This is a genomic window from Bradyrhizobium sp., from assembly GCF_030646015.1.
Taxonomy (GTDB): Bacteria; Pseudomonadota; Alphaproteobacteria; order Rhizobiales; family Xanthobacteraceae; genus Bradyrhizobium.
Window position 1 is genome coordinate 53,747 of sequence record NZ_JAUSLT010000138.1, and the last position, 21,884, is coordinate 75,630.

Consider the following 21,884-nt stretch of genomic DNA (forward strand, 5'->3'; position numbering starts at 1 on the left):
AGGTGTTAGCGGTGAACGCCCAGCTCAAACTGATCGCCCTCGATGCCGACGATCTCGCGGTGATCTCGGCGCATGTGCAGGATGCCCGGGTGCAGACATCGGACATCGTCTGGCGGCAGGGCGAAAAGCGGCTGGTGGTCGGCATGCTCCGGCTGGACTGGGAACAGACGCTGGCGGGGGAAACCTCGCCACGCCGCCTGATCGCGGCGCTGCGGTTCGACCGGGTGCTGTCGTGCAAGTCGCGTAATATCGATCTGGAGACGCCGCCAGCTGCCCTCGAGCTCGTGGGAATCGAGTTTCATCCCGGGGAAGCCCCCGGCGGCAGCGCGCTCCTGCTGTTCGCCCATGGCGGGGCGCTGCGGCTCGACGTCGAATGCCTCGAATGCGAGCTGACCGACCTCGGCGACGACGATCTCGGAGCCGGCGATTCCGGCGAGGGGGCGGAATCGGGGCTGGGGGCGTGAGGTGCTGCCGTAGGGTGGGCAAAGGCGCACCCTTCGCGCCGTGCCCACCATCTGCCATTGAGCAACGCTGAGAAATGGTGGGCACGGCGCAAGGGCGCCTTTGCCCACCCTACGGACCGGGCTAAGGGTTGACGGCGGTTTACCACCGCGCCATTGAGCAGTGTAACGCCAGAAAGCCGCCATGCCCGTTCGTCTCGACCATAGCAGCGCCGATTTTGCCCGCCAGTTCGCGGGTTTTCTCGGCGCCAAGCGCGAGGTATCGGCCGATATCGAGGCCGCCACCCGCGCCATTGTCGATGATGTGGCCGCGCGTGGCGACGCCGCCTTGATCGAGGCGACGCGCAAGTTCGACCGGCTCGAGCTCGACGCCGGCGGCCTGCAGGTGACCTCAGGCGAAATCGACGCCGCGGTGAAGGCCTGCGACGCCAGGACGCTCGACGCGCTGGCCTTCGCCCGCGACCGCATCGAGGTGTTTCACGCCAGGCAATTGCCCAAGGACGAGCGCTTCACCGACGCGCTCGGGGTCGAACTCGGCTGGCGCTGGAGCGCGATCGACGCGGTCGGGCTCTATGTGCCGGGCGGCACCGCGGCCTATCCATCCTCGGTGCTGATGAATGCGGTGCCGGCCAAGGTCGCCGGCGTGCCGCGCGTGGTGATGGTGGTGCCGTCGCCGGACGGCAAGCTCAATCCGCTGGTGCTGGCGGCCGCCCATCTCGGCGGCGTCTCCGAAATCTACCGCGTCGGCGGCGCGCAGGCGGTGGCGGCGCTGGCCTACGGCACCGCGACCATCGCGCCGGTCGCCAAGATCGTCGGCCCCGGCAACGCCTATGTCGCCGCCGCCAAGCGGCAGGTGTTCGGCAAGGTCGGCATCGACATGATCGCCGGTCCCTCCGAGGTGCTGGTGATATCAGACGACACCGGCAATGCCGGATGGATCGCGGCCGATCTGCTGGCGCAGGCCGAGCACGACGTCAACGCGCAGTCGATCCTGATCACCGACAGCGCTGTTCTCGCCGACGACGTCGAACGCGCGGTGCAATCGCAGCTGGCGACGCTGCCCCGCGCCGATATCGCGCGGGCCTCGTGGGACGCGTTCGGCGCCATCATCCTGGTGAAAAACCTCGGCGAGGCCGTGCCGCTGGCCAACGCCATCGCCGCCGAGCATCTGGAGATCATGACGCGGGATCCGGAGGCGCTGTCGGCGCAGATCCGCAATGCCGGCGCGATCTTTTTGGGCCCCCACACCCCCGAGGCGATCGGCGATTATGTCGGCGGTTCCAACCACGTGCTGCCGACCGCGCGCTCGGCGCGGTTCTCCTCCGGCCTCGGCGTGCTTGACTTCATGAAGCGAACGTCGATCCTGAGATGCGGGCCGGACCAGCTGCGGGAGCTGGGACCGGCGGCGATGACGCTGGGCAAGGCCGAGGGCCTCGATGCCCATGCGCGCTCAGTGGGACTGCGCCTCAACCTGTCATGACCCAGCCCCCGCCAGACGAGGATTTCGACAATCGCATCGTGGCGGTAACGCTCGACGAGGAATCGATCGGGCGCTCCGGTCCGGATATCGAGCATGAGCGGGCGATCGCGATCTACGACCTCGTGGAGAAAAACCTGTTCGCGCCCGAGGGCGCCGACAACGGCCCGTTCACCCTGCATATCGGCATCACCGGCAACCGGCTGATGTTCGACATCCGCCGCGAGGACGGCACGCCTGTCGTGGCGCACCTGTTGTCGCTGACGCCGTTCCGGCGGATCGTGAAGGACTATTTCATGATCTGCGACAGCTATTACCAGGCGATCCGCACCGCCACCCCGGACAAGATCGAGGCCATCGACATGGGCCGCCGCGGCATTCACGACGAGGGCTCGCGCACCCTGCAGGAACGGCTGAAGGGAAAGGTGCGGCTCGATTTCGAAACCGCCCGCCGGCTGTTCACGCTGATCACCGTTCTGCACTGGAAGGGTTAGTCTCCGATGGAGACGCCGCCGCGCGCGCGCACCCCGCAGGCCGTGCTGTTCGCGTGCGGCCTCAACAGCGTGCGTTCGCCGATGGCCGCAAGCCTGCTGCAGCAGATGTTTCCGCACGCGCTCTACGTCAAATCCGCCGGCGTCCGCAAAGGCGAGCTCGATCCGTTCGCGGTCGCGGTGATGGCGGAGCTGGGCCAGGACATCTCGGAGCACAAGCCGACCACCTTCGAGGAGCTCGACGACTGGGAAGGGCTGAATTTCGACCTCATCATCACGCTGTCGCCGGAGGCGCACCACAAGGCGCTGGAACTGACCCGCACGGTGGCCGCCGATGTCGAATACTGGCCGACCCACGATCCCACCGGCGCCGAAGGCAATCGCGAGCAGAAGCTGCAGGCCTATCGCGAGGTCTGCGACACCCTGCTGATGCGCATCCGCAAGCGGTTTTCCAAGGTGGGGGCGGCGAGCGGGTGAAACACCCCAACTGTCGTCCCGGCCACCGCGCCGGGACCCATACTCCGCGGCGGTGCGATTTGAGGAAGTGGCTGTTGCCGGATCGCGTTCCAATACGACGGCTGGTGGCTATGGGTCCCGGCGCGGTGGCCGGGACGACGGATGATAGTTCCGTGGTTGTCTCCCCCAGCCCCTTCCGATAGGTTCCGCGCAAATTTCGCCCCGCCCTCCCGCCGACGAATCCCCGCATGCTAGGCCGCCCCAAATTCGTTCTCGCCTCCGGTTCGCCGCGACGGCTCAGCCTGCTCAACCAGGCCGGCATCGAGCCCGATGCGCTGCGTCCGGCCGATGTCGACGAGACCCCGAAGCGGGGCGAACTGCCGCGCGCCTGCGCCAACCGCCTCGCCCGCGCCAAGGCCGACGCCGCGCTCAAATCGGTGCAGCTCGACGACGAATTGCGCGGCGCCTTCATTCTCGCCGCCGACACCGTGGTCGCGGTCGGCCGCCGCATCCTGCCCAAGGCCAATCTGGTCGACGAAGCCTCGCAATGCCTGCGGCTGTTGTCGGGGCGCAACCACCGGGTTTACACCGCGATCTGCCTGGTGACGCCGAAGCAGGCTTTTCGCCAGCGCCTGATCGAGACAAGGGTGCGCTTCAAGCGCCTCAGCGAGGACGATATCCAGGCCTATATCGGCTCCGGCGAATGGCGCGGCAAGGCCGGCGGCTACGCCGTGCAGGGCATCGCCGGCTCGTTCGTGGTCAAGATGGTCGGCTCCTACACCAACATCGTCGGCCTGCCGCTCTATGAGACGGTCACGCTGCTCGGCGGCGAGGGCTATCCGGTCCGCTTCGGCTGGCTCAATGCCAGCTGAGCCGCCCAAAGAGGGCGCCCCCGGCCAGGGGGCCGCCAAGAAGTGCCCGATCTGCGGCAAGCCGGCCTATGAGGCCTCCAAACCGTTCTGCTCCGAGCGCTGCCGCGACGTCGACCTGAACCGCTGGCTGTCCGGCTCCTATGTGGTTCCGGGCCGCCCCGAGGCCGATGAGGACGCCGATCAGTAAACATCGAAAACAACCCCATGCACAGATAGGATGGCGTTTGCCGGCAAGGGGATGGCGGATGCGAACCGCTCGGCGCTTCGCCCCGTCAAGGATACCGACGAAATCGTCAATTCGCGTGATTTTCCAGCCATTTGCCGGCACGATCGAAGCCGGGCCCGCCGCGCCGGAGCCAAAGGCGAAGGCGGGTGGACACAGCCCCCCGGCCTGACTATAAACCGGCGCTCCCTGGCCCCGTGCCGGGCAGTGCCCGGGTAGCTCAGTTGGTAGAGCATGCGACTGAAAATCGCAGTGTCGGTGGTTCGATCCCGCCCCCGGGCACCATTTCCTACGCGGGCGGTCCAGGATAACCGCTGCGCCGCCGGTGCCTGCGAAACTATCCCATAACAGCCGCCAGGTTCGCCGACGTCCCCGGGACGACAAGCGGGCTCGCGGTGCCATGCATGTTGCGACGCTTGCGATGGAAGTCGAGCACGCGTTTTGCCGTCCTGGTCTCGAGCCGCTCGAAGTCTTCGCGCGCCTGGGCGATATCCTTTTCGGACATCCTGCGGTCCGCCGCCCGCATCAGCAACAGCGCCTTGACCGTGGCCCAGGAGCAGCCGGCGGCCTTGGCGATCACCTGCACCACGCCGGGGTTTTCATTCAGGATCGCCCGTTCAGCGGTCTCGATCGGACAGCGGGCGAGAACCGACAGGGCCATTGCCGCCTGTTCGAAGTTTTGCGCGCGCGCGGCCTTGTGAACACTTCCTTCGCCGAGGTCATGCCAGTTCTGGAGTTGCTTCACCCGCCACTTTGCCTTGGCGTGATCCTTCGACTTGTTGCGAAGCTCCAGATTGATGTCGTCGATCACCTCGGTTACCGCATCCTTCACGGCATCGGCAAATCTCGGATTTGCGCGTATCCTGGCGCAGACCGAAGCTGAGGCAGTCTCGAGAAGCTTCAGGAAGTGATGCCTGGGAATGTCATGGCGCATTCCGACCCGCAGCGCGAGCTGGGCATCGTCGACGGCGCGAGCGACCAGCTCGCGAAAGCTGCCATCCGAAAAGCGGGCGCCGGCGTTGTTCGCGACCGTACGGACGATCTCGGGCTCGCCGCGCTCGATGAGTATTTCGGTAATCGCTTCGCTGATCGTTCGACGATGTGCGATGGCCTGAAGATGACCCTGGCCCTGGGTACTGGCGTTGGCAACGAGGTCGGAGTCGCTGAGCGCTTCCGACTGGCTGAGAACCGGAGCCGCCACGGCGATGGCGTCATCGAAGGCAAGCGCCCGAACCAGCGTCGCCGGCGCGTCCGGGGCGGTTGCAAGACGGCGTGCGAGCTTGACCCGGGTTTCCAGCTCGATCGCGGCAACGAGGGTTTTGAAAACCTCGTCAAACAGCTCGATCTGCTTTTTCGAATGACGACCGGATCCGGCGACGAACAAGTCGGTGATGCGCGTGAGCGCCCTCAACTGCCGTTTCGTGAGCCCGGATACCGCGGTGTTCTGAATTTCGCTGATCAGGGAAGACAATATTGTCATGGTCATTGGTCTCGGACATTTTCGCGTTGAAGTGGGTAGACAGAAGGATGACGAGCATCTGTTACCGGCTGCACGTGAAAATAACTGACCCCGATTGCCTCACAGATGATTCAAATTGTTGCAACGTCGAAACACCCTGTGACGCATCGTTTTGCGATGCTCATCGCTCCCCTCCCTCCACGCGCCCTTGCGCGTGGCGGGGAGGGGAGAAGAAAAGCGCGCTGGTTCAGGTGAGCTTGAAACCATTCTAGCGGGAGCGCTTCGGCAGTTTCGGGAGTCTGGCAAGGGAGAATTTTGCTATCGGCTCGCTCGCCTGTGCCGCGCGCGGTGGTTGGTGCTCGCTGAAGAGGAGTATTCCCTCGAGGATCACGCCCGGAAACTGTTCCGCCGTTGCTGCATAGGTGGCCGGTTTTCCGGCGCACGTTCCCTCGAGCTTCACCTCGAGTTCCTGATCGTCGCCGAATACCGTCGGCAGCCCTTCGGTGTGCCTTTTTGTCGTGACGGTCGCGGTAAATCGATTTTCATCCACTTCGCAAGTGCCGTCGTAGGTCATGACGCCGTCACGACCCCAGAGTTTCCCGTGCGCGACATGGACGATGCCGGTGCCTTGACCGTGCGGGGTCTTGAACCACGCCGCATACGTGCCGTCCTTGAGCATTGCGAGGAGTTCTCCTGGGTGTTTGCGAAGGATCATGATCGGCATGATTAGCTCTAAGAATTGGTTAATTTCGGCACCCGGGGCATACCGGGGTCCGCGTTCGGCAGACGCGCAGCGCCGGCGCGACATTGCCGAAATATTCCTGTCTGACCTTGGCGAGTTGAATTGGTATTAATGGACGGAACCGCGCGCGCGTCCATTTCATCCGCTAACTCGGGGTTCGTCATCATGCCGCGGCAGGCGCGGCGCCAGGCATGGACCGGCTCCGCGAATCCGGAGCCGGCGTTTTCAGGGGAGCGTGCTGGAAGACCAGCGCGCTCAGTAGCAGACTTTCACCTTGCCGCTGTTCTGCCCCATCCCCGGCCCGGGATGCTTCGGCTGGGGCACGCCCGGCCGGTCGATCCAGTGGCAGCCGCGATACAGGCCGGTCATGCTGAGCTTCTTGACGGTGTATTGCGGGCCGCTGTTCCTGTTGAAGCCCGGATCGACGCGGGTGGGTCCGTTACCGAAGCCCGGATCGATGCGGGGAGGGCCGCGGCCGAAGCCGGGGTCGATCCTGGAGGAGGCTTCGGCAACGCCTGACGTGACGAGCGTGCTGCCGGACGCCAGCGCCGCAACCGCGAGGGCTGCGAGCAAGGCGCGTGAGAGACGGGTGCGGTACATGGTTTCTGCTTTCTGCTGCTGTGATGTCAGGGCTGATTGGTCGCAGCGCGGAACAGGGCGGGTTCATCGCGGATGTTGGGAAAAGCGGACGAAGACAGCGCTGCATGCGATGGATCACACAGCGGCTTCAGTGCCGTGCCGAATTCTCAACGGTGGCGGATATCGCCGCGTCGATGCGCCAACGGCAAGAACCGGCGCCGCAATGCGGAGCCGATTCTGCCGATCAGGATGCGCGATAGAACAGATCAGTTGCAAACCTTCATTGTGATTTCGGTTCCCGGCCGATAACGCGGGCCTGGCCTTTGGATCCAATGACAGTTGGAGCCCAGCGTATATTTCGGGCCGGTATCATTTCTATTGAAGCCCGGATCGATGCGCGTGGGTCCGTTGCCAAAGCCCGGATCGATGCGGGGAGGCCCGCGGTTGAAGCCGGGATCGATGCGGCCGGCCTGTGCCGTGTCGGAAGCGAGGAGCGTGCTGCCGGACGCCAGCGCCGCAACCGCGAGGGTTGCGAGCAAGGCGCGTGAGAGACGGGTGCGGTACATGGTTTCTGCTTTCTGTTGCTGCGATGTCAGGGCTGATTGGTCGCAGCGCAGTGCAGCGCGAGTTCATCGCAGGCTTCGGGAAAGCAGGACGAAGTTCACGGTGTATGCGAGGGATCACACAACGGCTTCAGCAGCGCCACGCCTCAGCGTCGCAGCGATTTGCAGCCCGGGACGGCGCTGGATGCGCTTCATCGCGTCGCTTCCGAACCCATCCCGGTTCGATCGGATTGGACGGACATCGTCCCCGCGCCGTTGCTGTGTGAGGCACGTCACATCACGGAGGGCGTGACGGCGGTACCAACGCTGCATGACGTTTGCGAACCGAAACGCAGACGGCAGCAACGGGAGCCCACGGTCATGAAACGCATTCTGATCTTCACCCTTGTCGCACCGCCGCTGAGCTTCGCCACCGCGTTCTGGATCCTGCTGCAGCTCGCAAACTGGGCCGAGGGAAGCCCGTTCACCTTCAACCTTCGTCAGGTGGCCTTGTTGCCGACGGTCTATCTGATCGGACTGATCCCGGCGCTGCTGGCCGCGACGTATGACTTCGTGATGGAGGAAGCCAACGTGTCATATAGGGCCGGGCTCACGGCGATGTTCGCCTACGCCGTCAGCTACGGGCCGCTGGTGATCGCAGGCGCGATGGAATTCACACAGGGACCCGTCTTCTGGCTGTTCGGGCTGGTCGGTGCCGTGCCCGCCGCGCTATGCTCCTGGCTGGCGACGGAACAACCGCAACAGCCACACCTGCAAACCGCCAGCGCCTGAAGAAGATCCCCCGCAACCGGCAGCCGTTCGGCGCCGGAACCGGCTCCGCGATCCGGAGCCGGCCCGCCTCAACCGCCGTACAGATACCGCGGCAGCCACAGCGTCATGCCCGGCCACATATACATGATGACCATGCAGATGATCACGATGAACATGTAGGGCATCATGCCGGCGAAAATCTGGTTCAGCGTGACGTGTTTCGGCGCCACGCCTTTCAGGTAGAACGCCGACATCGCCACCGGCGGCGACAGGAACGCCGCCTGCAGGTTAACGAACACCAGCACGCCCCACAGGATCGGGTCGACGCTGAAATGCTTCAGCATCGGCAGGAAGATCGGCACGAAGATCACGATGATCTCGGTCCATTCCAGCGGCCAGCCCAAGACGAAGATGATCGCCTGCGACAGGATCATGAACTGGACCGTCGTCAGGTTGAGCGACAGCACCCAGCTCTCCAGCAGCGCCTGGCCGCCGAGAATCGCGAACACGGCCGAGAACAGCGCCGAGCCGACGAACAGCCAGCACACCATCGACGTGGTCTTGAGGGTGAGGAACACAGCCTCTTTTGTCTTTTTCCAGTTCAGCGTCCGGGCATGGAAGGCGAGCAGGAAGGCGCCGGCGGCGCCGACCGCCGCGGATTCCGTGGCGGTGGTGATTCCGAACAGGATCACGGCGAGCACGACCACGGTCAGGATGCCGAGCGGCATCACGGACGAAATCAACAGCCGCAGTACTTCGAACTGCTCGGCCTCCATGATCCAGTAATAATAGAACAGCAACAGCAGCAGCACGGCCGCGGTGAAGGCGAAGTAGAGATAGAATCCTTCCGGTGGGCCGGTTTCCGATGGCGGAGCCACGGTTTCGCTCTGCAGATTGCCCATCCGCTGCAGCACTTCCGGCGCAGCCTTTTTCGCGGGGCCGGATTGTTGCACGGTGCTGCCGAGTTCCTGCAGCGTTTCCTCGACCGGCGCACTGCTGGGCGCCGACTGTCCGAGCGGGACGGGGGCCTCGCTGCGCTCGATGGCGGTGGGCGCATCGGGCTGCTGGTGGATCACGACGTACCACCAGATGCTCCACAAGGTACCGAGCGCCAGCACCAGCGGCACCAGCACGAACGACAGGCTCTTGAGGATCTCCGAATAGCCGAGCCGTGCGCCATCCACGGTGATGGCAAGGGCCTTCGAAGGGGCAACGGCCGCGGCCAGGAACGCCGGCAGCATCTTGCGCGAATACAGATGCCGGAACTGCTCCACCCACGGCCGCACCGGCACCCGGGTTTCGCTCTCCGGCAGCTTTGGCGCGATCTTCGGGTTAATCAACGCCCAGCCGATGATGTAGACGAGATAGAGGAACGCCAGGAAAAAACTCGGAAACATCGCCGCGGCGTAGAGTTTCACCACCGACTGTCCGGCGACCGCGGCATAGACGATGATCATCACCGAGGGCGGGATCAGGATGCCGAGCGTGCCGCCGGCCGTGATGACGCCGGAGGCGAGTTTCACGTCATAACCGGCCTTCAGCATCGGGTTGAAGGCGATGACGCCCATCAGCACCACGACGGCGCCGACCAGGCCGGAGGCGATGCCCCAGAAGGTGCAGACGATCAATGAGGCGACCGCCAGCGCCGCCGGCACCCGGCGGAACGCCAGCTGGATCGCGTAGAACATCTTGTCCACCAGCGCGCCGCGTTCCATCACGTAGCCCATCAGGACGAACAGCGGGATGGAGATCAGGACGTCGTTGGTCATCGCGCCATAGGTGCGCTGCACCATCAGGTCGAAGATGTGGTTGTCGGCCCAGGCTTCGCCGCCGCGGTAATAGGCGAAGAAGCCGAAGAACATCCCCAGCCCCATCAGCGTGAAGGCGGTCGGGAAGCCCATGATGATGACGACGACGATGAGGCCGAGCATCAGGAGCCCGAGTGCGGGATCGCTCATTTCAGCAGGTCTCCGCCCATGCCGCGCTGGCGCGCGCTCTCTTCGATGTTCTGGGCATGCTCGATCGCGTTTCGGCGCGTTTCGTCGTCGACATGCTCGCTCAGGGCCAGCTGTTCCTCGACGACGTCGATTTCGCTGACGTCCTTGAGGCGGCTCGGCCACACGCCGGTCTTCAGGCAGATGACGCAGCGGGCGATTTCAGCGGAGCCCTGCAGCAGCAGCAGGATGCCGGCCAGCGGGATCATCGCCTTGAAATGATAGACCGGCGGCCCGTTCGCGGTGACGTTGGAATGCTCGTTGATGCGCCATGACAGCGCGGCGTAATCCCAGCCCGCATAGGCCAGCGCCGCGATCCCGGGCAGGAAAAACACGATGTAGAGCACGAGATCGAGCCCGGCCTGGGTGCGCGGCCGCATCGAGGAATAGAGAAAGTCGCCGCGGACGTGGGCGTTCTGCGCCAGCGTATAGGCGCCGCCGAGCATGAACGCCGCGCCGTACAGCATGTTCGATGCGTCGAAGATCCAGGCGGTCGGCATGTTGAGGATGTAGCGCTTGAAAACCTCGGCGCAGACCAGAAACATCAGCCCCATGATCAGCCAGGCGGCCGCCTTGCCGGCAAAAGTGCTGATGCCGTCGATGGTGTGCAGAAAACGGTCGCTGTTCATGGAACCTGGACTGTTCGGTAGAAGGATGATCCGGACGAGATCGAGCGTATCGGCAGACCTGAAATCCGGCGCCGCGCACGATCGCGCTCACCTCGTGAATTCGCAGGCGGTGATGGGCCGAAGATACAAGACCCCGCCCGGGATTGCCATCCCGGGCGGGGTCCGTGGTCGGATTCTACCGGCTCAGGTCTTCTTCTTGGCGTTGGGGCCGAAGTAGTGATTGTACGCCATGCGGCGGTTCACCACGGTATCCTGCTCCCACTGGGTGGCGCGCTTGGCGAACGCCAGCTGGGAGGCGACGATCTCCTTGAACAGCGGATTTTCCGCCGATTTCTTCTCGACGACCTGATCGTAGATATCGAGCTGCGCCTGCAGAATTGAGTCGGGGGTCTTGTAGAACTTGACGTTATCCTTGGTCTGCATCTCGGCGTAGTCTTTCGAGTACCGGTCGATCGCCTTCCAGGCCATGTCCTGTCCGGCCGCTTCGGCGGCGTTGTCGAGGATCGCCCGGATCTTCTCCGGCAGCGCGTTGTACTTGTCCTTGTTGAACATGATCTCGAACTGCTCGGCGTTCTGGTGATAGCTCTGCAGCATGCAGACCTTGGAAACGTCCGGGAAGCCGAGAATGCGGTCCGACGAGGCGTTGTTGAATTCAGCGGCATCGAGCAGGCCGCGGTCCAGAGCGGCGACGATTTCGCCGCCGGGCAATGCGTTGACCGCAGCCCCCATGCCGGTGAACACGTCGATCGAGATGCCGACGGTGCGGAACTTGACGCCCTTCATGTCGTCAGCCTTGGTGATCGGCTTCTTGAACCAGCCGAGCGGCTGGGTCGGCATCGGCCCATACGGGAACGACACCACGTTGGCGCCGATCGAGGCATAGAGCTTCTCGAGCAATTGCTTGCCGCCGCCATATTTGTGCCAGGCGAGCAGCATGTTGGCGTCCATCGCATAGCCCGGACCGGAGCCCCACAGCGCCAGCGCGTTCTGCTTGCCGTAGTGATAGACCAGCACGCCGTGGCCGCCGTCGAGCGTCCCCTTGGAGACCGCCTCGAGCAGGCCGAAGGCCGGAACCACGGCGCCAGCCGGGAGCACGTCGATCTTGAGGTCGCCGCCGGTCATGTCATTGACCTTCTTGGCGTAGTCGAGGGCGTATTCGTGGAAAATATCCTTGGCCGGCCAGGTGCTCTGGAAGCGCATGCTGGTCGCGCCTTGCGCGCTCACGATGCTCGGCGCCGCGACCGTCGCGGCGGCTCCCACGGCGGCCGTTTTCAGAAAGCGGCGGCGCGTGGCTGTGGTGTCTTTCTTGGATGTCGTCATACGTTTTCTCCCCGTTCTGAGCCGATCCCCCTGGAGATCGCACCCTATTTATTGGCAGCGACACAAAGGCTTGCGCAGGGTTTTGGCAACAAAGTTCAGGGCGTTGCGACGCTTCGACGCGCCCCACCCCTAGAGGTTGACAACCTAACTTCGGAATTATTCCCGTCGAATAGAACTTTAGTCTGCGGTCAGCGGAAATCGATCGCGCGCAGGATCACGCCGGGAGGATTGCCCTCCAGTTCGACGGCGCTGAATTTTTGCGCTGCACGCGTTTCGATCCGGTCGAGCAGCCGCAAGAATTGCTGCTCGCGCTTTTCCGGCGGCGTCCGGGAGGAGCCTTCCAGCGCATCCATCGCGTCGGTCGAGATGGCGCAGGCCACGCTGGCCTCGTCGTTCTTCATGGTGAAGCGCACGACCATCCGGTTGAAATCGTAGTCCTGAAACTGGCCCGTGGTCAGCGCCATGTCGAAATGCTCCTGGCAAGAATTCCTGGATTGAACCGTCAGCCCGGGATCGGGAACTTCTTCTTGACCGGCGGCGGATTGAGTTCGAGGATTTTCGACAGGCAATCTTCCTGGGTGGTGTGGGGGCCGGTGACGAAGGTTCCGCTCACCTTGGTCGAGTACCAGCCTGAAATGACGCCGAGACGCGCCGACTCTTCGGGTTTGACGTGACGTGCGGAAAGAATCTGCATGTGGCTTCCTTGACCGTGAAGCGCGGGCGGAGATCGCCGGGCGCGGGGAGAGGTTTTCCTTACCGATGGCGCGCGTCTCGCGCGATCCAGTACGAACTGGATCGCTTTCGCGCGCTTTCGCCGGTTTTTGTTGCAAATCGTCGGTTCGCAGCCTCGGAACACAGCCCTGCATCCGGCTAGGCGAACCGGGATGACCGTGCGCCTTTCAGGCCCGAATAGCCATGACTATCTTCTCAGCCGGCCGTCCGCGCCCGCCGTCCCTCGATCGGATAGGCCGGGTCATTGAAGCCCGGCGTCGAGGGGTGGCCTGATGTCACCAGCCGGTCGATCAGCGCTTCGTCCTCGGCGGTAAAGCGATAGTCCAGCGCGCGCAGGTAATCGTCCCACTGCTCTTCGGTGCGGGGGCCGGCGATTACGCCGGACACGAAGGACGAGTTCAGCACCCATGACACAGCGAATTGCCCGGCGGTGATGCCGCGGGCCTCGGCATGCGCTCTGATCTCTTGCGCCAGCTTCAGCGATTCCGGCCGCCATTCGGTCTGCATCATGCGCTTGTCGTTGCGCCCGGCGCGGCTGTCCTTGTCGGGCGCGGCATCGGGGGCGTATTTGCCGGTCAGCACGCCGCGCGCCAGCGGGCTGTAGGGCACGATGCCGAGGCCGTAGTAATGGCAGGCCGGGAAATGCTCGACCTCGGGCATCCGGTTCATGGCGTTGTAATAGGGCTGGCTGACCACCGGTCGCGCGATGCCGAGGTCGTCGCAGATGTTGCAGATTTCGGCGACCCGCCAGGCCCGGTAGTTCGAGAGGCCGAAATAGCGCACCTTGCCCTGTTGCATGAGTTCGCCCATTGCGCGCACGGTCTCTTGCAGCGGCGTCGAATGATCTTCCTTGTGCAGGTAATAGATGTCGATGTAGTCGGTGCCGAGCCGCTTCAGGCTTTCTTCCGCCGCCTGCAGCACCCAGCGCCGCGACAGCCCGCCGCGATTGGGATCGTCGCCCATCGAATTGGCGAGTTTGGTCGCGAGCACCCAGTTATGCCGGCTGTTGGAAATGGCGCGTCCGACCACCTGCTCGGAATTACCGCCATTATAGGCGTCCGCGCTATCGATGAAATTGACCCCGGCCTCGCGTGCTTTCGCCACGATCCGGTTCGAGGTGGCCTCATCGGTCGGCCCGCCGAACATCATGGTGCCCAAGCAGATAGGCGAAATCTTCAGGCCGCTGCGGCCGAGGGAGCGGTATTGCATGGGGGTCCAGTCCTCGCTGTTGCAACGTCATTGCGAGCCAACGGGTCGCAATGACGGGAAGCCTCACGTCTCGTTCTTCAATATCTTAAACACGCCGCTGGCCATGGCGATACAGCGTTTGTCGACGGTCACCTCGGTGGTGATGAAGATCAGGCTGCGGGTGGTGCGCACCACATGCGGTTTCGAGACCAGGGTCTCGCCGATCTTGCCGGCCTCGACGAAATGGGTGTCGAACTGCACCGTCGCCAGCGTCGGCTTGCCCGAGATGTAGCGGGCGGTCATGCCGCAGGTGCGGTCCGCGAAGGTCATCAGCACGCCGCCCTGCACCAGGCCGCGGCGGTTGTGATGCTTGTCCTGCGCGACCAGCGCATATTCGTGCTCGCCGTCGACCTGACGCTGCCACAGCGGTCCGATCAGATGCAGAAAGCCGGAGGTCTCGACCACGGTCCAGCCGTCCGATTTGAGCTTTGCGGCTGCTTTGTCCGTCATGTCGTCCTGTCCGTCCCCTGCGGGGCATCCATGTTTTGAAGGCATTTCATCAAACGCGGACGTGTTGTAGTCAAGCGGGATGACCAGGCCGTTCGACCATGCCACACGACGGAATATCGCGGCGCGCTGCGCGGCGTTCGCGCGACTGCCGGAAAGCGAACCCGTGCCCGCGCTGAAGCGGGCCGCCGTCGCCGTCGCGCTCACCGAGGCCGAATCGTCCAGCGGCACCGCATTGCTGCTGACCCTGCGCGCCTCGGGCCTGCGCGCCCACAGCAATCAATGGGCGCTGCCGGGCGGACGCTGCGACGAGGGCGAGACGCCGTCACAGGCCGCGCTGCGCGAGCTGCACGAGGAGTTGGGCCTCGAACTCGGCGCGGGTGACGTGCTGGGCCTGCTCGACGACTATCCCACCCGCTCCGGCTATTTGATTACGCCGGTGGTGCTGTGGGCGGGCAGCAGCACGGCATTGTCGCCGAATCCCGACGAGGTCGCCTCGGTGCATCGCATCGCGCTCGACACCATCGAGGATGCCGACGCTTTCTCCTTCACCACGATTCCCGAGAGCACACGGCGCGTGATCCGCTTTCGCCACGCCGGGCAATTCATCCATGCGCCCACCGCGGCGCTGATCTATCAGTTCCGCGAAGTGCTCGCCGGCCGCGATACCCGCGTCGCCGAACTGGAACAGCCGGTGTTCGCCTGGAAGTGACGGCCCTCAAGCGTCATTGCGAGCGAAGCGAAGCAATCCAGCTTTGGTACGGCAGAAAGAAAGCTGGATTGCTTCGTCGCAAGTGCTCCTCGCAATGACGGGGAGGGTGTAAGCCGGGTTGCGAAGCGCGGCCCTTTGCGCGACGATGCGTCCAACAAGAAACTGCTCCGGGAGGTTCCTTCGCATGCGTATCAGCAGCATCTTAATGTGCGCCACCGCGGCCGTATTCGGCATCGGCTTCAGCCCCGCCCACGCGCAAACCTTCCCGAATCGCCCCATCACGCTGGTGATTCCGTTCACGCCCGGCGGCTCGACCACGATCGTCGGCCGCGGCGTCGCCGACAAGATGAGCGAACTGCTCGGCGAAAAGATCATCGTCGACAACCGTCCCGGCGCCGGCGGCACCATCGGCACCAGGGCGGTGGCGAAGAGCGAACCGGACGGCTACACGCTGCTGCTGGGCTATACCGGCACGCTGGCGATCGGCCCGTCGCTCTACAAGAATGTCGGCTACGATCCGCGCAAGGATTTTGCGCCGATCGGCCTGATCGGCAACGCGCCGAATTCGCTGGTGGTCAATCCTTCGTTTGCAGCCAAGACCGTGGCCGAGCTGATCGCCTATGCCAAAGCCAATCCCGGCAAGGTCAATTTCGGCTCGGCCGGCGCCGGCACCGCCAGCCACATCACCGGCGAATATTTCGCGCGCGCCGCCGGCATTACGCTGGTGCATATCCCCTACAAGGGCACCGGTCCCGCGCTGACCGATCTGCTGGGCGGGCATATCCCGATGGCGTTCGCGCCGATCCCGGCCTCGCACAGCAATGTCGCGGCGGGCAAGCTGCGGGCGCTCGCGGTGACCAGCATGACACGCTCCAGCCTGCTGCCCGACGTGCCGACCATCGCCGAGTCCAGCCTGCCCGGATTCGACGCCTCGCTGTATTACGGCCTGGCGGCGCCGGCCGGCACGCCGCGGCCGGTCATCGACAAGCTCAACAAGGCCCTGCGCGACGCGCTGGCCTCCGACGAGGTCAAGAAGCAATTGGCGCTGGACGGTACCGAGATCACCCCGGGCACGCCGGAAGACTATTCCGCCTTCATCGACAAGGACGAGAAGAAGTGGGCCGGCCTCGTCAAGGCCAGCGGCGTCGAGCAGGAGTGAGGCAAGCGGCCGCGCCGTTTCGGGGCTGACTTCGACGGCCTTCTTGCTAAACAGGTCGCATGCGCACCTCAGCGATTCGCTTTTGTTTTGGGTTCCCCGCGCTCGCGCTGTTGCTGATGGCGCCGCCGGCGGCGGCCATCGATGCCGCCGAGCTGCCGCCGGCCACTGCGGAAGCGATGGCGCAGGCGGCGTCGCCGCAGGCGATTGCGGAATACCGCCGCAAGCTGAAGGAATATCAGGCGGCGCGGGCGGCGTTCGATCAGGAAGCCGAACCTTATTGGAGCTCGATTGCCGAAAAACGGCGCGGCCGCAACGCCAAGCGGCGCGAGCGCCAGGCCATCACGCTCGACGATTACGTCCTGACCCAGCCGCCTCTGTACGACGGACCGAAGCGGCCGGTGGATCCGGAGCCCGGCGAGAAGCCCCCCGAGCGCAAGCCGCTTCCGGTCGTCGCCGACTTCCTGAAGGCCGCCGCCACGCATTTCCAGTTCACGCCGCAACGGCCCGCCAGCGAGGTCGAGTTCAAGCGCGCCTATGGCCGCGTCGCACTGGCGTCCGGGCTGACGCGCGAGCAGATCGTGCGGGTCTATGCGTTCGAGACCGGCGGCAACGGCAATCACGACATGCAGTCCGGCTTGAGCGCCTCGCGCCCGGGCTCGCGCGCGATCTCGACCGCGGTCGGCTACAACCAGTTGCTCACCACCAACAGCGTCTCGCTGCTCGCCGAACAGGGCCATGACATCGTCAAGGCGTTGGCGGACAAAGCCGCCGGGCTGTCCGGGCCGGCGCGCAAGGCGATGGATCACAAACTGGCGATCCTGAAGCGGATGGTCGCGTTCACCCGCTCGGTGCCGGTGCAATGGTCGGAGCACGAAAAACTCGCCAACACGCCGCAGGGCTGGGGCGTCCACGCCCTCGTGCTGGACATCGACATCGGTCCGCTGCTGCAGACCCACAAGCTCCTGACCTCGGTGCTGTTCGCGCGCGCCAAGGGCTACACCAAACCGCTCAGCGCCGCCGAACTCGAGATGATGAACCTGACCGGCGACTCCACCGGCCTCGACATGGTGACAATGCCGCAGGCGATGCGCGAACGGGTGCCGACGGCGAATTTCTTCCAGCGCGGCGGCTACGAGCGCAACCCGGTGGCGATCCGCCACAACACGGTGGCGAAACTGCTGGCGATCACGGACGAGCGGATGAATGTCAACAGCGCCCTGCCGGGCGCGAAAGAACTGGCGGGCGCGTTTTGATGGATTGCTTGATACATCGTCGTCCCGGCCTCCGCGCCGGGACCCATACGCCGTATCCCATCGTTCGGGCACAGCGTTAGAGACCTTCTTCAATTACTGCCGCCGCGGAGTATGGGTCCCGGCGCGGAGGCCGGGACGACGGGCGGTGGGGCCATCAATTAATCCGACCCGAACATGAACTTGCCGTCGCCCTCGAGATAGGGGCCGCTGCGCATATAGAGCTGGCCGTTCTGGCCGATGAAGAATAGCGTGCCCTTCGGCACTTTCTTGGCGCCCTTCAGCAACGTGCCGGCATTGTTGGTGCCCATCTTGTAGGAGAAGGTCTTGCCGTCCTTGCCGTAGCCGTAGCCCATGTCCGGCTTCAGCTCCCAGGGGGTTGGTGCCGCGGCCTGCGCCAATGCGGATGTGGGCGGCGCGGCAAGCGCCGCGGCCATGACAAGCGCGGCTGCTGTCAAAACGGGTTTGGTCGAAATTCTCGTCATCCTGCAATCTCCCAGCGGCCGGTCCGAAAAAGCCGATCCCGATTTCTTGAACAAATCACGAACGCCATTCCCCCGTCAACGCGCCCGTTCGCCGCATCGCGCTCCCATAAGACTTTGTGATTTCCCGCTTCCCACTTCGCGACTATGTTCCGGTTTCGGTCTAGAACCAGTATTTTCGGAAGAAAGCTCATAGGGATGATTCGGATGAACCACGTGATGAAGATTTGTCTCGGCGCCGCGCTGTCGCTTGTGACGCTGGTTCCCGTGGCACAGGCCGAAGATTTCAAGCTCAGCAACAACCAGCGAATTGCCTGCAGCCGCGGCCTCGCCCCGGGCAAGCTCAATACCGCGACCTGCAAGTCCTACGCCTATATCTTCAACGTCAAGACCTCGGAGTATTTCCGCTGCCAGGTCACCCTGGCGCTGACGCGGGACAACAAGGAAGTGATCAACGTGCAGAGCGACGGCAGCTGCGCCAAGAAGCCCCGCATCTTCGACACCGACTCCAACTACTCGTTCGACGCCACCGAGACCGAGCCGCCGAACACCAATTCGTTCTTCGGCACCGGCGGCTACGCGGTGTGGGCCAGCGACAACACCGCGCGGAAAGTCCGCGGCTGCATCATCATCACCTCCGGCCTGGGCTCCGACATCTCGAAATGCCTGGACATGAAGTTCGAGTGACAAGTTCGAGTGACCGGCCGACCGGTGTCCCCCCGCTCCCTCATAGTGAGGAACCCGTCCGGGCAGCGCTTGCGCTGCCCGGCGCGCGTCTCGACCGTTCGGCGTCCTCAATCGGTCTGTAACGGGATGTGAACGTCGATCATCGGATTCCCCATCAGCCTGGCGGGGAAGCGCGCCCCGACGATTGACTTGTTCACAGGTTCGACCTGGACACTCAGCTTGCCTCCGGTCACCTCGGCGAGAGGCAGGCCGAAGTCGAAATGCGCCATCGCGTTCTTGACGCATGTTTCACACTTGTCCACGTCGTCAGGCTGGAACATGAAGCGAGAGGCAATCCTCTTTCCGTCCTTCATGAGGTGGACCGCGAAACTGCCGGGTATCTTGGTGCGGTTGATACCGGTGACCGAGACCGTCGCGTTTTGCGGGTTGACGGAGATCTGGCGGCCGAGGGCCACCGCGCGGCTGGTCTTGAGCGCGAAAGCGAGCGCCTTCGGCGCAGCGGCAGGCGGCGCGTAGTCGACACCGAGAGAGTTCACCGAATCGATCGTTTTCAAGGTGTTGAGTCCGAGCGGCCCCGCCGTGAACGGCGTCAGCGCCTCCAATGGAGGAAGGGTAAATATCTGATAGCTCAGCAGATCCGTTGTCTTGTTGATGGTGGAGAGCAATCCATTCAGGTCCGTGGCCTGTACCTTCTTCTGCCACTCCCCCCACAGCCGGTCCCAGTTGGAGTGAAAGAACCAGAACACCGGGTCGAAGGAAGCAACCGCCTGATTGCCCATCGTGGGTCCGATCGAACCGTGGCCGCCATCATGGCCCGCGATGATCGTGTCGTACGGGGCGCCCGACCAGTAACCGTGAAAGTCCTCCCAGTCCGTTTTGCTCAGGGCCCGATTGACGCAGCCGGTCACGTCGTATTGCAGCAGATTGGCTGCGATAACGGAGTAGGAAAAGCGCTGGGTGACGTAGCCCTTGTTAAATCCGCCGCCGACATCCTGCGGGAGAGTGTAGCTGTCGTACGGAGCAGATTTGAGAAGATCCGGAAACGGCGTCGTGATGTCCCAGTATGGCAGGGTGACGTTCCCGCATCCGGGAACGGAGCGCAGCGCGTTCTCGAAGCCCATCAGGTAGGCCCGGTGCCACGGATTGTAGGCGGGGACGTGATGCTGGCAGAACCGTTCCGGCAGCCAGTGAATGCCCGCCTGCGCAAAATAGCTGTTCGGATCGGAAGGGTCCTTGGCGAGGATCCCCTCGAACGCCGTTTTCAACGTAGCAAGCTCGGCGGCGCTCAGGCTGTTGATGTCCTTCCTGATCCGCGCGGCCGCGGTTTGCACGGCCGCCCGCGTCGCGTAGACCTGATCGGCTGTCGGGGTGCCCTTCGGACAGCCGTCGGTCAACCAGTTGAGAAAGGTCTGGACCATGTCCGGCGTCCATGGATTGTCGGGCGGCATGTTATGGGCCGCGACCTGGCCGTAGATGTTGCCGGAGGCAGCCTGGACCTGCTCGTAGCTGGTCAAGTCGAGTTCTTGGCTGCGCATATGCGCGATGTCCGTTTGGGTGAACATCAGGCGGATCGTGTCGTACCAGGTCGGATGCGCTACAGGGTAGGTCGGTGTGACAGACATCATGGCCTCCTTGTGGATCAATCGATTTGGGATCAATCAGATTCAAGCATGAGGTAGACGCTCAGTGTGGGGTGCCCCATCCGTTCCAGCTGAGGGCGCTGTGCAGGTTGGGGCGATCCGGCGGGCTCGATCTCGACGGTTAGTTTGCCGTCTGCCACGACCTCGATGGGCAGAAGGAAGTCGAAGTGCACAAGTTGAGGCGGCGGGCCAGATTGAGCGGCATCCGCGCCGTCCGAAGCCTGGAAGAAGAAGCGCGACGCTATACGCCGGTCGTTCTTGACGAGGTGGACTGCGAACGAACCCGCGATCGCGCCGGGATCCAGGCCCTCGACGGTGACATTCACTTCACGCGTGTTCACTACAACCGCCTCGGAGATAGGCACCGATTTGCGGGCCTTCCGCGCGCCGTTCATGGCCGCAAAACTCAGGTATCGCTTACGTGCGCTGGACGACACAAAGTTTTGTCTCCTTCCAGGTAGTTACACGCTAAGATTGAGTATAGTCCTCCATGAAGCCCAAAAGCAAGCGGGCATGACGAGCGGGGGCTCTTGAGGGAGGGCCACAAAAAAGCCAAGCGGCACGTTGCGCCGCTTGGCGGTTTGGATTGGACGAATGCCGGCTAAAGCAGCTTACCCGCCGATGCCCTTTTCCTTGAAGTATTTCAGCGCGCCGGGATGGAACGGAATCGGGGAACGGTCCTGCACCTGGTTGTCGAGCGAGAAGCTCAGCGCTTCCTTGTGCACGGCGACGATGTCGGCCTTCTTCTCCACCAGCGTCTTGACGATCGCATAGGCGTCGTCATTGCTCATCTTGCCGCCGGTCACGATCAGGTTCCAGACTTCGGTGATGGCGTTGTCCTTGTCGACCCCCGGATACGAGCCGGCCTTGATCTTGCTGGCGGTGTAGAGCTTGCCGTATTTGGCGTTCATCTTCTCGGCGGTGTCGCTGTGGTCGATCAGTTTCATCTTCATGCCGGGCGTTGCCGCAAGATCGGTCACGGCGGCGGTGGGGATGCCGCCGACCCAGAAGAAGGCGTCGATCTTGCGGTCCTTGACCGCATTGACGGATTCGGCGACGCCGAGCCGCTCGCGCTTCATGTCCTTGTCCTTGTCGAGGCCGGCGGCCTCGATGACGCGAAACGCCATCACTTCGGTGGCGCTGCCCGGCGATCCCGTGGAGACGCGCTTGCCCTTGAGGTCGGACATCTTCTCGATGCCGGTGCCTTCGACCGTCACGACATGCATGCGGTTCGGATAGACCACCAGCAGCGCCTGCAGCGGCACCTTGCCGCTGGTGAACTTGTCCTTGCCCTGCAGCGCATCGAGTGCGGCATCGGCCATGGTGAACGCCATCTCGCTCTGACCCGAGGCGATCAGCTTGAGATTGTCGACCGATCCGCCGGTGACCTCCGCGGTGGCCTGCACGTTCGGCAGGTTCTTCGACAGCACGTTGGCGACGGCGCCGCCGAGCGGATAATAGACGCCGCCGGTGCCGCCGGTGCCGATCGACATGGTCTTCTGCTGGGCGTG

At 63.8% G+C, this 21,884-nt stretch carries 26 protein-coding genes and 1 tRNA gene; 12 read left to right on the forward strand and 15 right to left on the reverse strand.

Annotation, left to right across the window (positions count from 1 at the left end; all coding sequences use genetic code 11):
* Positions 1–11: 11 nt before the first annotated feature.
* The 7 genes from Q7T45_RS21325 (at position 12) to Q7T45_RS21355 (ending at position 4,265) form a co-directional block, all read left to right on the forward strand.
* A complete protein-coding gene (locus Q7T45_RS21325) occupies positions 12–464 on the forward strand; it encodes a DUF2948 family protein (protein ID WP_304873333.1) in 453 nt (150 codons plus the stop codon).
* A 181-nt stretch (positions 465–645) separates the two neighbouring features.
* Positions 646–1,941 carry a histidinol dehydrogenase gene (hisD, locus tag Q7T45_RS21330; RefSeq protein ID WP_304873336.1) on the forward strand — a complete coding sequence of 432 codons (1,296 nt, stop codon included), beginning with the start codon at positions 646–648 and terminating at the stop codon, positions 1,939–1,941.
* Entirely contained in the window at positions 1,938–2,432 is a 495-nt protein-coding gene (locus tag Q7T45_RS21335) for a UPF0262 family protein (RefSeq protein WP_304873338.1), read from the forward strand. Before hisD ends, Q7T45_RS21335 begins: the two co-directional genes overlap by 4 nt.
* A 6-nt stretch (positions 2,433–2,438) precedes the next feature.
* Positions 2,439–2,906 (forward strand): low molecular weight phosphatase family protein, encoded by a 468-nt coding sequence (locus Q7T45_RS21340; RefSeq protein ID WP_304873339.1) that lies wholly within the window; start codon positions 2,439–2,441, stop codon positions 2,904–2,906.
* 227 nt (positions 2,907–3,133) lie between these two features.
* Positions 3,134–3,757, forward strand: coding sequence for a Maf-like protein (locus tag Q7T45_RS21345; protein ID WP_304873341.1), 624 nt, complete (start codon positions 3,134–3,136; stop codon positions 3,755–3,757).
* Positions 3,747–3,944 (forward strand): DNA gyrase inhibitor YacG, encoded by a 198-nt coding sequence (gene yacG, locus Q7T45_RS21350; RefSeq protein WP_304873343.1) that lies wholly within the window; start codon positions 3,747–3,749, stop codon positions 3,942–3,944. The genes Q7T45_RS21345 and yacG overlap by 11 nt, the downstream gene beginning before the upstream one ends.
* 245 nt (positions 3,945–4,189) lie before the next feature.
* A tRNA-Phe gene (locus Q7T45_RS21355) sits at positions 4,190–4,265 on the forward strand.
* Between the two features lie 52 nt (positions 4,266–4,317).
* On the opposite strand, the gene Q7T45_RS21360 is transcribed toward Q7T45_RS21355, so the two are convergent.
* From Q7T45_RS21360 to Q7T45_RS21375, 4 genes are all read right to left on the reverse strand, one after another.
* Positions 4,318–5,460 carry a DUF2336 domain-containing protein gene (locus tag Q7T45_RS21360; RefSeq protein ID WP_304873345.1) on the reverse strand — a complete coding sequence of 381 codons (1,143 nt, stop codon included), beginning with the start codon at positions 5,458–5,460 and terminating at the stop codon, positions 4,318–4,320.
* A 247-nt stretch (positions 5,461–5,707) separates the two neighbouring features.
* Positions 5,708–6,118, reverse strand: coding sequence for a hypothetical protein (locus Q7T45_RS21365; RefSeq protein ID WP_304873374.1), 411 nt, complete (start codon positions 6,116–6,118; stop codon positions 5,708–5,710).
* Between the two features lie 318 nt (positions 6,119–6,436).
* Complete coding sequence (locus Q7T45_RS21370) at positions 6,437–6,781, reverse strand: hypothetical protein (RefSeq protein ID WP_304873346.1); 345 nt, start codon at positions 6,779–6,781, stop codon at positions 6,437–6,439.
* A 245-nt stretch (positions 6,782–7,026) separates the two neighbouring features.
* Positions 7,027–7,326: a hypothetical protein gene (locus Q7T45_RS21375; protein WP_304873347.1), complete on the reverse strand. Its 300-nt coding sequence runs from the start codon at positions 7,324–7,326 to the stop codon at positions 7,027–7,029.
* 357 nt (positions 7,327–7,683) lie between these two features.
* On the opposite strand from Q7T45_RS21375, the gene Q7T45_RS21380 reads away from it, so the two are divergent.
* Positions 7,684–8,094, forward strand: a complete 411-nt coding sequence (locus Q7T45_RS21380) for a DUF5413 family protein (RefSeq protein ID WP_304873348.1) — start codon at positions 7,684–7,686, stop codon at positions 8,092–8,094.
* 68 nt (positions 8,095–8,162) lie between these two features.
* Here Q7T45_RS21380 and Q7T45_RS21385 read toward each other — a convergent pair whose 3' ends face one another.
* The 7 genes from Q7T45_RS21385 to Q7T45_RS21415 all read right to left on the reverse strand — a co-directional run bounded on the left by Q7T45_RS21385 (position 8,163) and on the right by Q7T45_RS21415 (position 14,446).
* Positions 8,163–10,031: a TRAP transporter large permease subunit gene (locus tag Q7T45_RS21385; RefSeq protein WP_304873349.1), complete on the reverse strand. Its 1,869-nt coding sequence runs from the start codon at positions 10,029–10,031 to the stop codon at positions 8,163–8,165.
* A complete protein-coding gene (locus tag Q7T45_RS21390; RefSeq protein WP_304873350.1) occupies positions 10,028–10,696 on the reverse strand; it encodes a TRAP transporter small permease subunit in 669 nt (222 codons plus the stop codon). Before Q7T45_RS21390 ends, Q7T45_RS21385 begins: the two co-directional genes overlap by 4 nt.
* A 183-nt stretch (positions 10,697–10,879) precedes the next feature.
* Positions 10,880–12,016, reverse strand: coding sequence for a TRAP transporter substrate-binding protein (locus tag Q7T45_RS21395; RefSeq protein ID WP_304873352.1), 1,137 nt, complete (start codon positions 12,014–12,016; stop codon positions 10,880–10,882).
* A 188-nt stretch (positions 12,017–12,204) separates the two neighbouring features.
* Positions 12,205–12,480, reverse strand: a complete 276-nt coding sequence (locus Q7T45_RS21400; protein WP_304873354.1) for a DUF1488 family protein — start codon at positions 12,478–12,480, stop codon at positions 12,205–12,207.
* Positions 12,481–12,518: 38 nt separating this feature from the next.
* On the reverse strand, positions 12,519–12,710 hold the full coding sequence (locus Q7T45_RS21405; protein WP_304873355.1) for a hypothetical protein: 192 nt from the start codon (positions 12,708–12,710) through the stop codon (positions 12,519–12,521).
* Between the two features lie 233 nt (positions 12,711–12,943).
* On the reverse strand, positions 12,944–13,957 hold the full coding sequence (locus tag Q7T45_RS21410; RefSeq protein WP_304873357.1) for an aldo/keto reductase: 1,014 nt from the start codon (positions 13,955–13,957) through the stop codon (positions 12,944–12,946).
* 63 nt (positions 13,958–14,020) lie between these two features.
* Positions 14,021–14,446: a PaaI family thioesterase gene (locus Q7T45_RS21415; RefSeq protein WP_304873359.1), complete on the reverse strand. Its 426-nt coding sequence runs from the start codon at positions 14,444–14,446 to the stop codon at positions 14,021–14,023.
* Between the two features lie 79 nt (positions 14,447–14,525).
* Here Q7T45_RS21415 and Q7T45_RS21420 point away from each other — a divergent pair, with 79 nt between their 5' ends.
* The 3 genes from Q7T45_RS21420 to Q7T45_RS21430 all read left to right on the forward strand — a co-directional run bounded on the left by Q7T45_RS21420 (position 14,526) and on the right by Q7T45_RS21430 (position 17,567).
* Complete coding sequence (locus Q7T45_RS21420; protein WP_304873361.1) at positions 14,526–15,155, forward strand: CoA pyrophosphatase; 630 nt, start codon at positions 14,526–14,528, stop codon at positions 15,153–15,155.
* Between the two features lie 205 nt (positions 15,156–15,360).
* A complete protein-coding gene (locus tag Q7T45_RS21425) occupies positions 15,361–16,314 on the forward strand; it encodes a tripartite tricarboxylate transporter substrate binding protein (RefSeq protein ID WP_304873362.1) in 954 nt (317 codons plus the stop codon).
* Between the two features lie 59 nt (positions 16,315–16,373).
* Positions 16,374–17,567, forward strand: a complete 1,194-nt coding sequence (locus Q7T45_RS21430; RefSeq protein WP_370691332.1) for a hypothetical protein — start codon at positions 16,374–16,376, stop codon at positions 17,565–17,567.
* A gap of 158 nt (positions 17,568–17,725) precedes the next feature.
* Here the strand turns inward: Q7T45_RS21430 and Q7T45_RS21435 are convergent, their stop codons facing one another.
* Positions 17,726–18,049: a hypothetical protein gene (locus tag Q7T45_RS21435; protein WP_304873364.1), complete on the reverse strand. Its 324-nt coding sequence runs from the start codon at positions 18,047–18,049 to the stop codon at positions 17,726–17,728.
* A 204-nt stretch (positions 18,050–18,253) separates the two neighbouring features.
* Here Q7T45_RS21435 and Q7T45_RS21440 point away from each other — a divergent pair, with 204 nt between their 5' ends.
* Positions 18,254–18,733 carry a hypothetical protein gene (locus Q7T45_RS21440; protein WP_304873365.1) on the forward strand — a complete coding sequence of 160 codons (480 nt, stop codon included), beginning with the start codon at positions 18,254–18,256 and terminating at the stop codon, positions 18,731–18,733.
* Between the two features lie 107 nt (positions 18,734–18,840).
* Here Q7T45_RS21440 and Q7T45_RS21445 read toward each other — a convergent pair whose 3' ends face one another.
* From Q7T45_RS21445 to Q7T45_RS21455, 3 genes are all read right to left on the reverse strand, one after another.
* Positions 18,841–20,355: a tyrosinase family protein gene (locus tag Q7T45_RS21445; RefSeq protein WP_304873367.1), complete on the reverse strand. Its 1,515-nt coding sequence runs from the start codon at positions 20,353–20,355 to the stop codon at positions 18,841–18,843.
* Between the two features lie 32 nt (positions 20,356–20,387).
* Complete coding sequence (locus Q7T45_RS21450; protein ID WP_304873368.1) at positions 20,388–20,810, reverse strand: hypothetical protein; 423 nt, start codon at positions 20,808–20,810, stop codon at positions 20,388–20,390.
* A 174-nt stretch (positions 20,811–20,984) separates the two neighbouring features.
* On the reverse strand, positions 20,985–21,884 hold a 900-nt coding region (locus Q7T45_RS21455; protein WP_304873370.1), incomplete at its 5' end, for a TAXI family TRAP transporter solute-binding subunit.